Below are 15,226 nucleotides of genomic sequence, written 5' to 3'. Positions count from 1 at the left end.
CCGGTGGTGGCACAACCAGCAACAGTAATTGAAACTATTGCAATGTAAACAGCCATTGACGCTTTTTTGAATTTCATTCCAATATCTTTCTTGCCCCCAATTCGTAAAGTATCAAGCTGCGTGGGGTTCGCTGCCCAACGTGAAGTAGAACCCAAATAAGAACTTAATCTTTTATTTGGGCATGTTGTTAATGTTGTATAGTTATACATAATCTTATTTAAATCAATTGCTTTGTAAAATTTATCACACCTAAAAAAGTGAATTCATATGCAAATTACTTCTAACCAAACCCAACCACCAAAACTGCTCGATCAAGTGGCGGCAAAAATGCGTGTTAAGCACTATAGTGTTCGCACAGAGAAAAGCTATATAGATTGGATTAAACGCTATATTTTGCATTTTAACAAGCGCCACCCAAAAGACATGGGCGCGGTTGAGGTGGAAGAATTTTTAACGCATTTGGCGGTGGCGCGTAATGTTTCTGCCAGCACGCAAAATCAAGCCAAAAGCGCGCTGCTTTATCTTTATAAAGAGGTGCTGGGGGTTGAGCTGCCGTGGTTAGATAATGTAACGCAAGCTAAAGTACCACAACGCTTGCCTGTGGTGCTCACTCAGGCCGAAGTGCAAGCTGTTTTAAGCCGTATGGATGGCACCATGTGGCTGATTGCCAGCCTGCTTTATGGTAGCGGTTTGCGCATTATGGAGGCGCTACGTTTACGGGTGAAAGATATTGATTTTGCGCGGCGCGAAATTTTAGTGCGTGAAGGTAAGGGTTTTAAAGATAGGGTCACCATGTTGCCCGCCAGTTTGGTAGAGCCGCTAAAAGCACATTTGTTAAAAGTACAAACCTTGCATAAAGATGATTTAAATGCAGGCCATGGCGAGGTGTTTATGCCAATGGCGCTTGATAGAAAATACCCAAATGCAGGTAAGGACTGGAACTGGCAGTATTGTTTTCCATCCGTCAAATTATCGGTTGACCCGCGTAGCAAGGTGATTAGGCGGCATCATGCTGATGAAAAAACCGTGCAACGTGCAGTGAAAAAAGCGGTGAATTTAACAGGCATAGTTAAGCTTGCCACGCCGCATACCTTACGCCACAGCTTTGCCACACATTTGCTAACGGGCGGTTATGATATTCGCACCGTGCAAGAGTTGCTGGGTCATGCCGATGTTGCCACCACCATGATTTATACCCATGTGCTGAATAAAGGCGGGCGCGGCGTGAGTAGTCCGCTAGATGTGCTGTAAATAACTAGATGTTTTGTAGGTGCTTGGTTTTTGTGAAAGTGATGCGATGCTGCAGGTAATTGCATTCTAGCTGAAACAGGTTTATTATAACTTTTGTTATAACAATTAACTTTGGAGCGCGAATATGCACACCTTAAAATTGACCCAAATCGGTAATTCCGTAGGCTTAATATTGCCTAAAGAAGTATTGACGCGCTTAAAACTTGAAAAAGGCGATACCGTGTTTTTAACCGATGCACCGGGTGCGGTGACTATTACTCCGCATGACCCAAGTTTTGAAGAGCAGCTCGATATTGGGCGCGAGTTTATGCGTGAGTACCGTGATACATTCAATGCATTGGCAAAGTAGCTATGCCACAATTTCGGTGGATAGATAAGCGTTTACTCATCATCTTGCACGATGAGAGTTTGGCGCTACATGGCGGTGCGTCAGGTATTAGGGATGAAGGGCTGTTAGATTCTGCACTCAATCGGGCTGTTAATTTGGCGATGTATAGTAACCCTGACTTGGCGGAATTAGCTGCTGCGTATGGTGTTGGTTTGGCAAAAAACCATGCTTTTGTAGATGGAAATAAACGAGCTGCTTTTCTTTCTGTGGGCTTATTCTTAGGATTAAATGGTTTTAAATTAAAAACTACGCAGGTGGAGGCTACGCTTACCATGTTAGCTGTCGCCGCTGGTGAGGTGAATGAAGTAAATTTTGCGGCATGGATACGCAAAAATTTAGTACAAAGATAGTTTTAAATTTACATTTCTTTGGCTAGTTAGCGTCAGCTAGTCTAGAATTACACCTTTATTTATTGTTCAACCATACGGACTTTTATCATGCCAGTTTATCGTTCTCGCACCACTACCCACGGCCGCAATATGGCAGGCGCACGCGCACTTTGGCGCGCAACTGGTATGAAAGACGGTGATTTTGATAAGCCGATTATTGCAGTATGTAATTCTTTTACGCAGTTTGTGCCGGGTCATGTGCATCTTAAAGATTTAGGCCAGTTGGTCGCGCGTGAGATTGAGCGTGCAGGCGGTGTGGCTAAAGAGTTCAACACCATTGCGGTGGATGATGGCATTGCCATGGGTCACGGTGGTATGTTGTACAGCTTGCCTAGCCGCGACCTGATTGCCGATAGCGTGGAGTATATGGTGAACGCGCATTGTGCCGATGCACTGGTGTGTATTTCAAATTGCGACAAAATCACTCCAGGCATGTTGATGGCAGCTTTGCGTTTGAATATACCAGTGGTGTTTGTTTCAGGCGGGCCGATGGAAGCAGGCAAAGTGAATTGGCAAGGCGAGGAATTAAAGCTAGATTTGGTGGATGCCATGGTGGCCGCCGCAGACAGCAAAGTGAGCGACGCTAAAGCCGAAGCGATTGAGCGTTCTGCCTGCCCAACCTGCGGTTCTTGCTCAGGCATGTTTACCGCAAACTCTATGAACTGTTTAACTGAGGCGCTGGGTTTAAGCTTGCCTGGTAACGGTTCTGCACTTGCTACACATGGCGCACGTAAAGAATTATTCTTAAAAGCAGGGCGCTTAATTGTAGAAATTACCAAACGCCATTATGAGCAAGAGGATTACAGTGTTTTGCCACGTAGCATTGCCAATATGAAAGCTTTTGAAAACGCCATGGCCTTAGATGTGGCGATGGGCGGCTCAACCAACACCGTGTTGCACTTGCTCGCCGCCGCGCACGAGGCAGAACTTGATTTCACCATGAGCGACATTGACCACATTTCACGCAAAGTGCCGTGCGTGTGCAAAGTAGCGCCCGCCACGCAAAAATATCATATGGAGGATGTACACCATGCAGGTGGCGTGATGGGAATTTTGGGCGAGCTGGATCGTGCAGGGGTGATTCACCGCGATACTCCGACTGTGCATAGCGCAACCTTAGGTGATGCTTTGGATAAGTGGGATATTAAAGTCACACAGGATGAAGATGTGAAAAAATTCTTCCGCGCGGCACCAGGTGGTATTTCAACCACCATTGCTTTTAGTCAAAGCATGCTTTTTCCGACTTTAGATGATGACCGTGCAGAGGGTTGCATTCGCGACAAAGCGCATGCTTATTCGCAAGATGGTGGGTTGGCGGTGTTATATGGCAATATTGCTTTAGATGGCTGTATTGTTAAAACGGCGGGTGTGGATGACAGTATCTTGAAGTTTACTGGGCGTGCGCGTATTTTTGAAAGCCAGGATGCTACAGTTGAGGCGATTCTTGCCGATAAAATAGTAGCAGGCGATGTGGTGGTGATTCGCTATGAAGGCCCGCGTGGCGGCCCTGGCATGCAGGAAATGCTGTATCCGACATCGTACTTAAAGTCTAAAGACTTAGGTAAAGTCTGTGCATTACTGACTGATGGCCGTTTTTCTGGTGGGACATCTGGATTGAGTATCGGCCATGCCTCGCCCGAGGCGGCTGAAGGCGGTGCGATTGGCTTGGTGGAAGAAGGCGATACCATAGAGATTGATATTCCAAATCGCACCATACATTTAGCGATTAGCGATGAGGAAATGTCACACCGTCGTGCAAAAATGATTGCTAAAGGTAAGGATGCCTGGAAGCCTGTAAACCGGGTGCGTGCGGTTTCACCTGCTTTGCGTGCTTATGCTGCAATGAGTACCAGTGCCGCGCGTGGCGCAGTACGTGATGTTTCTCAGATAGAAAAATAACGAATACGTAATTACGAATTAACAATATAAAAGTAGAAATATAAAAGAAGGCGAATAATTAAAATGAATATTTCAAAAGTCCACCACTCGGCAGATATAGATGCAGAACAGGCAGAAGATGTCCGCTTTGTAACAGATGCCAATGGTTTAGATTATATTGAAATTGACAATCGCCACGCCACGGCCAAGTTGGCTTTGCAGGGCGCACATGTCATGCAATGGCAACCAAAATCAACTGCAGAGCCCGTATTGTGGCTATCGAGCAATGCGCGTTATACGCCAGGTCGGTCTATTCGTGGGGGCGTGCCTATTTGTTGGCCATGGTTCGGCGCACATCCTACAGATAGTAGCTATTGCCCGCATGGATTTGCGCGTGTCATTCAATGGCAGTTAAAGAAAAGTAATCGCTTAGCAAACGGCACGACGAGATTATTATTGGAAATGACCGAAACTGACGTCACCAAAAAACAGCTGTCTTATCCTTACCGCTTAACGTTAGAGATTACAATTGGTAATTACCTGCGTTTGGAGATGAATACGACTAACTTAGCGAACCATCCATTTATGATAGGTGAGGCGTATCACACGTATTTTAATGTGAGCGATGTGGCAAATGCTGAAATCACTGGGCTGGATAATTTAGTCTATTCAGACAAGGTTGAAGGCTATATTCGTAATGTACAACATGGATCATTGCAATTTAGTGGTGAGATTGATCGTGTCTATCTGAGTAGTGAAGAAGATTGTGTCATTCAAGACAAAGGCTATAACCGAGCTATCAGAGTATCAAAATCGGGTAGTAATACCACGGTTATTTGGTCACCAGGCGCTGAAAAATCCTCACAAATGGGTGATATGGGAACCGCCGATGAATGGCGAAAAATGCTCTGTGTAGAATCCGCCAATGCACTGAAAAACAGCGTGACAATTTACCCGAATGAAACACACACTATGGTCGCTGAGTATTCAATCGAGCCGCTTTAGTCATGCCAATTAAGCTAGCGTTTATTTACTGAAATATGCAGAAAACACTGTTGAATGGTTCCCGTGGTGTGAGTAGGCACTTACTTTATCGCGCGAGCAAAACAAACCGATATTAGTTTCAATTGGCTTCCTGCTTATTAGCAACGGCAAAAAATGATAAAGTGCATCTCATGCTTATCCGAATGATGATGCATTTTTATTAGATGCACCCATTAAACTGTGGTGGCGTGAAATTACTCAATGTTATTACCCGCATCATCTATTTTTCTATCAGGATGATTCGATTGTAGATGCGCAAAAAAACTAGCAAAAAAATTCACAAATGATGTCAACGCATGGTTAAGTGAAGGCGTTGTATGCTCACAAAGTATTGATAATATGCCAAGCCTGTTGAGTGAGATTTAATGTAACTGGCTTGTTACTGAATGTAATTATAGGTATCATTGCTGGTTGTAAAAAGTGCAAATAATTTTTAGGTGTAAGTTTAAGGAGATGACATGAAAGCTTTATTGTTAACCATCGCTGTAGCTGGTTCTATGTTAGTTACGGTTCAGGCAAATGCAGATGATAGCAAAGCATTAGCGCAAAAAAGTGGCTGTTTAGCCTGCCACACTGTAGATGCAAAAGTATTAGGCCCAGCGTTTAAAGATGTTGCTGCAAAATACAAAGGCGACAAAACGGCTGAAGCTAAAATGATTGAAAAAGTGAAAAAAGGTGGTAGTGGCACTTGGGGTCCTATGCCTATGCCAGCTAATAGTCCACAAGTTAAAGATGCCGATATTAAAACAATCGTACAATGGATTTTAGCGCTGTAATTCAGACGCTAGATTGACTAAAAGGCCAGCTCAAAAAGCTGGCCTTTTTTATGGCAGTGAATATAATTTTTTATGGTTGAAAAAGCCGTTGTACAAAGGCTCTAGTTATTTGATTAGACCAAACAAATATAAAAATACTGCGGCAATAGCGATTGGGGCAATGTAGTTATTGGCAATGCGCCATAATTTAAAAGCTTGGTCGTTTAAATTAAGTTCTTCTTGCACATGATTTTTATTCATAAAATAGCCTGCAAAAATTGCCATCAACAAGCCGCCCAGCGGCAACAAAACGGTAGATGTGAGCTTATCAAGCGTTTCAAAAATATTAAGATTAAATACAATTTTAATATCTTTCCATTCATTGAACGATAGCGCCACAGCAACGCCAAGTAACCAAACTGCAACACCCAATATCAGGGCGGCAGCATGACGTTTAATTTTAGTGTTTTCTACTATCCATGCAATGGTAGGTTCAACCAGTGAAATAGAAGATGTCCATGCTGCAAAAGCTACCAGTAAAAAAAATAGCACACCAATAATATTGCCACCAGGCATATGACCAAAAGCAATTGGAAGGGTTTGAAATATCAAGCCAGGCCCGGCATTAGGCGCTAAATGATTGGCAAATACTAATGAGTAAATCGCTAACCCTACCAGTAAGCCTAATAGGGTGTCAGCCAATGCAATATAAATAGTGGTGCGCGCAATGGAAACATTACGTTGCAGGTATGAGCCATACACCATGACAGCGCCCATACCTAAACTGAGCGAGAAAAACGCATGACCTAGTGCAGACAAAACTGATACAGGTGTAATTTTTGAAAAGTCAGGTTTAAACATGAATTGAAATGCGGTCTGCATATCACCTTCCGACATGCTGTAGCCTAGCAACACCAATAATATGGCGAATAATGCCGGAATGAGTATGTTGTTGGCTTTTTCAAGTCCGGAGTTCACACCGTGCGCGACTACGCTCATAGTCATCAGCATAAAGACTGTATGCCAGAACAGTAGTTTGAAAGGTGAGGCTAATAATGCATCGAAATTAGCCGTAGATTGCTGTGCGGTAATTTGGCTGAAACTTCCACTGACAGCCTCGCTGATATATGCCAGTACCCAGCCACCAATTACGCTGTAGAAACCCAGTATCAGTAAACCTGTCAGCATACCCATGCCCCCCAAATATCGCCATAGGCTGGATTTTTTCGCCTCTATGGCGAGTGTCTGAATGCCATCTAATGGGTTTTTTTGCGCGCGGCGACCAAGTAAAATTTCAGTCATCATCAGTGGTATTCCCACTAAAAAAATGCTAATCACAAATACCAGAACAAATGCACTTCCACCATTGACGCCTATCATGTAGGGTAGTTTCCAAATATTACCTAAACCAATGGCAGAGCCGGCTGTAGCTAGCATGAATGTCCAGCGGCTGTTCCAATGGCTACGATGTGGTATGTGCGACATCTCAATATTTCTCGTTACTTTTTAACTTCAGTAAAATAGCGATCAGTTTCTTGCTTAATTATTTTTGATAACAATAATAAGCCGATTAAATTAGGAATCGCCATTAAGGCGTTCATTAAGTCTGAAAAATTGAGCACTAGTTTTAGGCTGACAACTGAACCGACCATGACCGCTACAATAAAAAACACACGATAAATACGGATGGCACGCTCGCCGAATAAATATTCAATGGCTTTTTCACCGTAATAATTCCAACCAATTAACGTGGAATAGGCAAATAATGCGGTGGCAATGGCTACGATAATGCTACCCGTGCTGCCTAATGTTTCTGCCATGCTTACGCTGGTGAGGGCGGTTGGTTCAATTTTTTGCGTCCAGCTACTGGCGGTTAAAATCACTAAGGCCGTCATGGTACATACGACTAAGGTGTCAATAAAAGTTTGCGTCATGCTCACTAAGGCTTGTTTTACAGGGTCGTTCGTTCGCGCGGCGGCGGCAGCGATTGGGGCGGAGCCTAAGCCAGATTCATTTGAGAACACGCCACGCGCAACCCCTACGCTAATCGCGGTGGCGACGGTTGCGCCAATAAATCCACCTGAGGCGGCGCTTGGATTAAATGCGTGGTAAAAAATCAAACCCAATGCGTGAGGGATTTCGTTTACGTTGATTGCTAGCACAATCAAACAACTGCCTACATAAAGCACAATCATAAAGGGTACAAGATAAGAGGTGAATTTGCCAATGGTGCGTATGCCACCTAAAATCACCAAACCTGTGAGAAGCATCAGTACAATGCCTGTGGCCTCTGTGGGGATGTTAAACGTAGAGTGAAGTACACCGGCTGTTGCATTTGCTTGCATCATATTGCCGATACCAAAAGCAGCAAACGCGGTAAAAATCGCAAATAAAGTGCCTAACCAAGGCAGCCCTGCACCTTTTGCTAAATAGTACATCGGTCCGCCACGCATGCCATGCGCGCCTTTTTCACGATACTTAATGGCGAGTACGGCCTCGCTATATTTAGTTGCCATACCTACTAAACCTGTTACCCACATCCAAAATACCGCGCCAGGCCCGCCTATGGTAATGGCAAGAGCTACACCCGCAATATTGCCCGTTCCTACTGTGGCAGCAAGGGCTGTCGTGAGTGCGGCAAAGTGACTAATGTCGCCTTCGTGATGGTGGTCTTTGTTGAAAATGAGCTTAAGTGCGTGGGGTAGGGCGCGAAACTGCACGCCTTTTAAAAGAATAGTGAGGTAAAGCCCTGTACCTACCAGTAAAATGAGCATGGGCGGACCCCATGCTATGCTTGAAAGCGTACCGATGATTTTTTCTAATGCTTGCATTTTATACCCTTTAATTTAAGGTCAATTATAGCGATAAAATGCAATAAATAAGCTGGTTAGCTTTTAAACATCGCTTTCAGCACTGCAATCATATAGCTATGGTCAAGCACACCGGCACTTTCGCGAATGCTGTGCATTGCCCACATTGGTGAGCCTACATCAACACTAGGCACACCTAAATTTGATGCCACGATAGGCCCTATTGTGCTGCCGCAGCCTAAATCAGTACGGTGCGCATATTGCTGATACGGTACTCCGGCACTTTCGCATAGCGTAATAAAGCGCGCTGCAGTTTCTGCGTTAGTAGAGTAACGCTGGTTTGCGTTGGTTTTAATGACAGGGCCTTTATTGACCAGTACATGGTGGCAAGGCTCATAGGCCGAAGGATGATTAGGGTGATAGGCATGCGCCATATCAGCGCTGATGAAAAAGCTTTGTGCAAGTGCGCGTAGTTTAGCTTCTTCATCTAGTTGCAGACCGCTTGCGATGCGGTTCACTACATCATTTAAAAAGCTACCGCTGGCGCCTGTCGTACTTTCGCTGCCAACTTCTTCGTGGTCAAATAATGCACAGATGCAGGTTGAGTCGGGATTTTTAGCAGCAGTCAATGCTGTTATTGTAGCGTGGCAGGACGCCAGATTATCTAATTGACTATCAGCAATAAACTCTTGATTGGCTCCCCAAAATACGCCTTTTTGCGTATCAAAAACATTGAGTTCAAACGTCAGAATGTCTTTAGCTTCAACTTTAAGCGCTGCTGCAATATGGCATAAAAACTGTTTATCTGCCTCAACCCCAGCTTCATTTTCACCAAAAATCAGTGGTAATTCAGTTTGTTTATTGAGTACTAGGCCTTTATCATTGACTTCGCGGTTCATGTGAATCGCTAAGTTAGGCAAGCGCATCATGGCATTATCAAATTTTACTAGACGCGTTTCAAAACCATTTGCTGTACGAATGGTAACGCGGCCGGCAACACTTAAGTCGCGGTCGGTAAAAGTGGCTAAAATCGGGCCGCCATATACTTCAACACCAATTCTAACTAAGCCATCATTACCATAAGCCGCATTTGGTTTAAGCCGCAAGCTGGGTGAGTCGGTATGTGCGCCCACTATGCGAAAACCAGTTTCAGTCGGATTTTTACTGCCAAGTGTGAATGCAATGATAGAAGCGCCACCACGAACCACGTAGTAGCTGTCGCCAGCGTTCACTTGCCACGCCTCAGATTCATGTAGCTGTTTGAAGCCTTGATTGAGTAGATGTTGCTCTACTGTGTTGACCGCGTGCCAAGGGCTGGGGCTGGCATCAATGAAGGATAGTAGATCTTTAGCTTGGGTGTTCATTTCAGTAGACGCTTTTATCATGGATGATGAGTCAGCAATCAAGTGATTGAGAGCCAGTTTTTATCAATCAAAAAGTCAGTATAAAGCTTAGCCTCAGGGCTACCTACTTCTGGTTTCCAATCATAACGCCACTTAACAATGGGCGGCATAGAAAGCAAAATGGATTCAGTGCGACCGTTGGACTGCAAGCCAAACAATGTACCTCGGTCGTATACAAGATTAAATTCAACATAACGACCACGCCGATAGGCTTGAAAGTCACGCTCACGTTCACCGTATGGCGTATCTTTACGTCGCTGAACAATTGGTAAATATGCGTTTAGAAAACTATCACCCACCGCACGTTGCAGCTCAAAACTTTTTTCAAATCCTAATTCGTTAAAGTCATCAAAAAATATTCCGCCGATACCGCGTGGTTCTTTACGATGTTTCAGATAAAAATATTCGTCACATTCTTTTTTGAATTTTGGATAATAGGCTTTATCAAATGCATCTAGTGCCGTTTTGTTAGTGCGATGAAAGTGCTCTGCATCTTCTTCAAAGCCATAGTAAGGCGTGAGATCCATGCCACCGCCAAACCACCAAATATCAGCATCTGTGCTGTGCTGTGCTTTTGCTACAAAAAATCGCACATTCATATGTACGGTAGGGATATATGGGTTGCGTGGATGGAATACTAACGATACGCCCATCGCTTCCCAAGGGCGACCAGCAGCTTCAGGATGCGCAGCACTGGCAGAAGGCGGAAGTTTGTTGCCCAATACATGGGAGAAACCCACGCCAGCCCGCTCAAATACATTGCCATCTTCAAGTAAGCAAGAGTTTCCACCGCCACCCTCTGGGCGTTGCCAGCTGTCTTGCAGAAAGTTTTTTCCGTCGACTAACTCTACAGCTTCAACAATTTTTGCTTGTAGATTTTGTAAATAGTTTAGTACGTCCTGGGTATTCATGATTTAACCTTGTATAGACTACCCTTTAATGGCGCGGAATCCGATATCTTTGCGATATTGTGCGCCGTTAAATTTAATCTCTTCTAAAATTTGGTAGGCACGACTTTGTGCAAATTTAACGGTTTCGCCTAATGTAGTCACGCAAAGTACGCGACCGCCGCTGGTTAATACTTTGCCATCTTTAAGCGTAGTCCCTGCATGAAATACCTGTGCATCCTCCAAGTTTTTTGGTAAGCCGGTAATTTCATCACCTAATCTTGGTGTGTCAGGATAATTAGCCGATGCCATCACCACGCCAAGCGCGGTACGTCTATCCCATATAGCTTCAGCTTGGTCCAAAGTGCCGTCAACCGCATGTTCGGCTAATGTCACAAAGTCACTTTTTAAGCGCAGCATAATTGGCTGGGTTTCTGGGTCGCCCATTCGGCAGTTGAACTCCAGGGTTTTAATGTTGCCATTGGGTGAAATCATCAAGCCGGCGTATAAAAAACCCGTGTACGGAATACCGTCTTTGGCCATGCCTTCTACTGTTGGTCGAATGATTTCACGCATGACTTTGGCGTGAATTTCAGGTGTAACAACAGGTGCGGGTGAATAAGCCCCCATGCCGCCAGTATTAGGACCTAGGTCATTATCCAATAGGCGCTTGTGGTCTTGGCTAGTGGCAAGTGCTAGTATGTTTTTGCCATCTACCATCACAATAAAGCTGGCTTCTTCACCCGTTAAAAACTCTTCAATTACTACGCGGGCACCTGCATTGCCAAGCTTGTTGTCTGAAAGCATTGCATCAATGGCGGCATGCGCTTCATCATCAGACATTGCAACCACTACACCTTTACCGGCTGCTAATCCATCCGCTTTAATTACAATTGGTGCGCCTTGATGTGTGACGTAGTCGTGGGCCAATTTGGCATCAGTAAAGGTAGCATAAGCCGCAGTAGGAATGTTGTGCCGCACCATAAAAGCTTTGGCGTAGTCTTTTGAAGACTCCAGTTGCGCTGCGGCTTTGGTGGGGCCAAAAATTCTTAAGCCTGCCGCACGAAATACATCCACCACCCCTTGCGATAGGGGGGCTTCTGGTCCGACAATGGTAAGGTGGATCTGCTCTTTTTGTGCAAACGCCAGCAAATCTGGCACACTGCTTATAGGTACATTCAACATGTCAGGGTTAGTCGCAGTGCCTGCGTTTCCAGGCGCTACATACACACGGCTTACTTCTTTATTTTGTGCGATTTTCCAAGCCAGCGCATGTTCGCGACCACCATTGCCTATGACCATTACTTTCATATTGTTATATTTACCTTAATGCCTAAAATGGCGGATACCCGTTACAACCATCACTAAACCATGCTCATCTGCTGCTGCAATCACTTCTTCATCGCGCATGCTGCCGCCCGGGTGAATCACACAGCTTGCCCCTGCCTCTGCCAGTACATCTATACCATCACGGAATGGAAAGAAAGCATCAGAAGCAACGATTGAGTTTTTAAGCGCTAAACCCGCATTTTGCGCTTTAATGACGGCTATACGTGTACTATCCACACGGCTCATTTGGCCGGCGCCTACGCCTAGCGTCATGCCGTTTCCGCAGAAGACAATCGCGTTTGATTTGACATATTTAGCTACACGCCATGCAAATAACATATCTGCCATCTGTTGTGAGGTTGGCTGTTTTTTTGTCACTACTTTTAAATCTGATTCGCTAATCTCATGGTTGTCAGCAGTTTGTATCAACAATCCTGAACCCACACGTTTAGTGTCGTGAGAGTTGCGGCCTTGTTCCCAGGCGCTAGATTTCGATTTTAAGTCGCCACCTTTGGGGAGTGCTATTTTAAGTACACGCACATTAGCTTTTGCGGTAAAAATGGCTAGCGCTTCTGCTGTATAGTCTGGAGCAATCAGAACCTCAACAAATTGCTTGCTTACAGCTTCAGCTGCTGCTTTATCTACAGTGGTGTTAAAAGCAATAATGCCGCCAAATGCACTGCTAGGGTCAGTTTGAAATGCTTTTGTGTAGGCTTCAAGCGCAGTTGTACCTAATGCCACGCCACAAGGATTGGCATGTTTTACAATCACGCAAGCTGTCATAGCGCCAGTGGCGCCATTGTTTGAAGAGCCGAAGCTCTTAACCGCTTCCCATGCAGCATCTGCATCGGCGATATTGTTGTAGCTTAATTCTTTGCCTTGCAATTGCTGTGCAGTGACAAGCGAGCCTGGCGCTGGGTGTAAATCACGATAAAAAGCCGCTTGCTGATGTGGATTTTCGCCATAACGCAAATCTTGTACTTTGACAAAATTGGTGTTGCTTTGCGCAGGAAACTGGTGACGTACAGGTTGATTACTTGCCATACTGGCCTTGTAATCAATGGCCGATAAATAGTTGCTAATCGCAGCATCATATTGTGATACTCGATTAAATGCAGCAACAGAAAGTGCAAAAGTGGTGGCTTCAGCAACTGCGCCGCCAGTGCTTTGTAGCTCGCTGATGACGTCTGCGTATTGGCTTGCGTCTGTCAATACAGCAACATCTTTCCAGTTTTTAGCGGCAGAACGCACCATGGCCGGGCCGCCAATGTCGATATTTTCAATAGCATCTTCAAGTGAGCAGTTAGCTTGAGCAACGGTTGCCTCAAATGGGTAAAGATTCACTACCACCATGTCGATATTTGGAATGTTGGCTGATTTCATTGCGGCTACATGTTCGGGTAAATCGCGACGGCCTAAAATGCCACCATGTACTTTTGGGTGCAGTGTTTTAACGCGGCCATCGAGCATTTCAGTGAAACCGGTGTAATCACTGACTTCAATTACTGGAACATTATTTTCGCGAAACAGCTTTGCCGTTCCGCCAGTAGACAAAATCTCTACATTCAATTTAGTCAGAGCGAGGGCTAATTCTAAAATGCCTGATTTGTCAGAAACGCTGATAAGCGCACGTTTAATTGTTGCCATATATTTATTCCATAATGCAAATGATAACTGCGTTAGCTTGGTCTTTAGTGCCTTGTCGAACTTGATGTATCGACCTCAACACCTCAGATTTTGCTGCCTTGTTTTCCTTTGATTATGAGATCAATATAAAACTAAATTAAATAATCAAAGGAAGTGATTTTTACTCGATGTTGTATTGTTGAATTTTTTTGCGTAAGGTATTGCGATTTAGCCCCAATATTTCTGCCGCCTTGCTTTGGTTTCCGCCAGCGTACTGCAATGTATATTCCAGCAATGGTTTTTCAATACAGCCTAAAACCATTTCATATATTGCGTGTGGCGGCTCACCATCAAGGTCTTTAAAGTATTGATCTAACGATAATTTTACGCTATTGGCGAGATCGCATTTATTCATTATGCAGCCTCTAACACTAGGTTACTTGTGAACGGGTTGTCTATTACATCGTATTGCAAACGATGGTCACGGCTTTGCAAATGGTCAAAGAATTCATCAATGGCTGAAAGTTGCAATTCTATGGTTTGCAGCGTATTCATGCTGTGACGGAAGTTAGCAGAATCTTTTAAGCCTTTTGTGTACCAGGAAATATGCTTGCGCGCCATGCGCATACCAGTTAGTTCGCCATAAAACTCATATAAATCATGTAGGTGTTCCAGCATTACGGCGCGAATTTCTGTTACTTCTGGCGGGGGTAAATGTTCACCAGTTTTGATGAAATGCTCAATCTCGCGGAATATCCAAGGCCGCCCTTGCGCAGCACGGCCTATCATCACGGCGTCTGCACCTGTGTAATCCAGCACAAATTTGGCTTTTTCCGGGGTGGTAATGTCGCCATTGGCAATGAGCGGTATTTTAATTGCCTGTTTCACTGCTGCAATCGTGTCATATTCAGCATCACCAGTATAAAGACAGGCGCGGGTGCGACCGTGCATGGCTAAAGCTTGTACGCCAATATCTTCGGCCATTTTTGCAATTTGCACTGCGTTGCGATTGTTTTTATCCCAACCTGTACGTATTTTCAAGGTCACTGGCACATCTACCGCATTGACTACAGCCCTTAATATTTGTGCAACCAGTGGTTCATCTTTAAGTAAGGCCGAACCTGCCATGACGTTGCAGATTTTCTTGGCTGGACAGCCCATGTTGATGTCGATAATCTGTGCGCCGTTATCTACATTGTGCCGTGCAGCATCCGCCATCATTTGTGGGTCTGCGCCTGCTATTTGCACTGAAATCGGGTCAACTTCGCCTTTATGGTTTGCACGACGCAATGTTTTTTCGCTACCGTATAGCAGTGAATTAGAAGTTACCATCTCGCTCACAGCTAATCCTGCGCCCATTTTTTTGCATAGCTGCCGGAAAGGTCTATCCGTTACACCCGCCATTGGGGCGACGATTAAATTATTCTTTAAAATGTGTGAGCCGATTTGCATTTAATTTTTTAACG

At 44.7% G+C, this 15,226-nt stretch carries 15 protein-coding genes; 6 read left to right on the top strand and 9 right to left on the bottom strand.

All coding sequences use genetic code 11. From position 1 onward, the window contains the following. The coding region (locus tag Q8J82_RS00670) for a hypothetical protein (RefSeq protein ID WP_305327575.1) at nt 1-209 on the bottom strand (209 nt) is incomplete at its 3' end. Nucleotides 210-267: 58 nt separating this feature from the next. Between Q8J82_RS00670 and Q8J82_RS00665 the strand changes: the two genes are divergently transcribed. The 6 genes from Q8J82_RS00665 to Q8J82_RS00640 all read left to right on the top strand — a co-directional run bounded on the left by Q8J82_RS00665 (nt 268) and on the right by Q8J82_RS00640 (nt 5,726). Then, the gene (locus tag Q8J82_RS00665) at nt 268-1,251 is read left to right on the top strand and encodes an integron integrase (protein ID WP_304891256.1); all 984 of its coding nucleotides are present in this window, start codon (nt 268-270) and stop codon (nt 1,249-1,251) included. A gap of 124 nt (nt 1,252-1,375) precedes the next feature. Beyond that, nucleotides 1,376-1,600 carry an AbrB/MazE/SpoVT family DNA-binding domain-containing protein gene (locus Q8J82_RS00660; RefSeq protein ID WP_304891255.1) on the top strand — a complete coding sequence of 75 codons (225 nt, stop codon included), beginning with the start codon at nt 1,376-1,378 and terminating at the stop codon, nt 1,598-1,600. 2 nt (nt 1,601-1,602) lie between these two features. Next, nucleotides 1,603-1,989 (top strand): type II toxin-antitoxin system death-on-curing family toxin, encoded by a 387-nt coding sequence (locus Q8J82_RS00655; RefSeq protein WP_304908177.1) that lies wholly within the window; start codon nt 1,603-1,605, stop codon nt 1,987-1,989. 87 nt (nt 1,990-2,076) lie between these two features. Further along, nucleotides 2,077-3,927: a dihydroxy-acid dehydratase gene (ilvD, locus tag Q8J82_RS00650; RefSeq protein ID WP_305327574.1), complete on the top strand. Its 1,851-nt coding sequence runs from the start codon at nt 2,077-2,079 to the stop codon at nt 3,925-3,927. 63 nt (nt 3,928-3,990) lie between these two features. Continuing rightward, nucleotides 3,991-4,911, top strand: coding sequence for a D-hexose-6-phosphate mutarotase (locus tag Q8J82_RS00645; protein WP_304891252.1), 921 nt, complete (start codon nt 3,991-3,993; stop codon nt 4,909-4,911). 497 nt (nt 4,912-5,408) lie between these two features. After that, on the top strand, nt 5,409-5,726 hold the full coding sequence (locus Q8J82_RS00640; RefSeq protein WP_304891251.1) for a c-type cytochrome: 318 nt from the start codon (nt 5,409-5,411) through the stop codon (nt 5,724-5,726). 105 nt (nt 5,727-5,831) lie between these two features. Here Q8J82_RS00640 and Q8J82_RS00635 read toward each other — a convergent pair whose 3' ends face one another. The 8 genes from Q8J82_RS00635 to dusB form a co-directional block, all read right to left on the bottom strand. Continuing rightward, nucleotides 5,832-7,190: a sodium-dependent transporter gene (locus Q8J82_RS00635; protein ID WP_305327573.1), complete on the bottom strand. Its 1,359-nt coding sequence runs from the start codon at nt 7,188-7,190 to the stop codon at nt 5,832-5,834. A gap of 14 nt (nt 7,191-7,204) precedes the next feature. Further along, nucleotides 7,205-8,536 carry a sodium:alanine symporter family protein gene (locus Q8J82_RS00630; RefSeq protein ID WP_304908175.1) on the bottom strand — a complete coding sequence of 444 codons (1,332 nt, stop codon included), beginning with the start codon at nt 8,534-8,536 and terminating at the stop codon, nt 7,205-7,207. Between the two features lie 56 nt (nt 8,537-8,592). Continuing rightward, nucleotides 8,593-9,879: a M18 family aminopeptidase gene (locus tag Q8J82_RS00625; RefSeq protein WP_305327572.1), complete on the bottom strand. Its 1,287-nt coding sequence runs from the start codon at nt 9,877-9,879 to the stop codon at nt 8,593-8,595. Between the two features lie 38 nt (nt 9,880-9,917). Next, nucleotides 9,918-10,829 (bottom strand): oxygen-dependent coproporphyrinogen oxidase, encoded by a 912-nt coding sequence (hemF, locus tag Q8J82_RS00620; protein WP_305327571.1) that lies wholly within the window; start codon nt 10,827-10,829, stop codon nt 9,918-9,920. Between the two features lie 18 nt (nt 10,830-10,847). Beyond that, the gene (gene purD / locus Q8J82_RS00615) at nt 10,848-12,116 is read right to left on the bottom strand and encodes a phosphoribosylamine--glycine ligase (RefSeq protein ID WP_304908174.1); all 1,269 of its coding nucleotides are present in this window, start codon (nt 12,114-12,116) and stop codon (nt 10,848-10,850) included. A gap of 15 nt (nt 12,117-12,131) precedes the next feature. Next, nucleotides 12,132-13,781 (bottom strand): bifunctional phosphoribosylaminoimidazolecarboxamide formyltransferase/IMP cyclohydrolase, encoded by a 1,650-nt coding sequence (gene purH, locus Q8J82_RS00610; RefSeq protein ID WP_305327570.1) that lies wholly within the window; start codon nt 13,779-13,781, stop codon nt 12,132-12,134. A 160-nt stretch (nt 13,782-13,941) separates the two neighbouring features. Next, entirely contained in the window at nt 13,942-14,175 is a 234-nt protein-coding gene (locus tag Q8J82_RS00605) for a helix-turn-helix domain-containing protein (protein WP_304889955.1), read from the bottom strand. After that, nucleotides 14,175-15,212, bottom strand: coding sequence for a tRNA dihydrouridine synthase DusB (gene dusB, locus Q8J82_RS00600; RefSeq protein ID WP_304889956.1), 1,038 nt, complete (start codon nt 15,210-15,212; stop codon nt 14,175-14,177). The genes Q8J82_RS00605 and dusB overlap by 1 nt, the downstream gene beginning before the upstream one ends. Nucleotides 15,213-15,226: the final 14 nt, after the last annotated feature.

The sequence above is a fragment of the Methylotenera sp. genome (genome assembly GCF_030684185.1).
In the GTDB taxonomy this organism is placed as follows: domain Bacteria; phylum Pseudomonadota; class Gammaproteobacteria; order Burkholderiales; family Methylophilaceae; genus Methylotenera.
The sequence above is the reverse complement of the archived record's forward strand: the minus strand, read 5'-3'. Positions and strand labels throughout refer to the sequence as shown.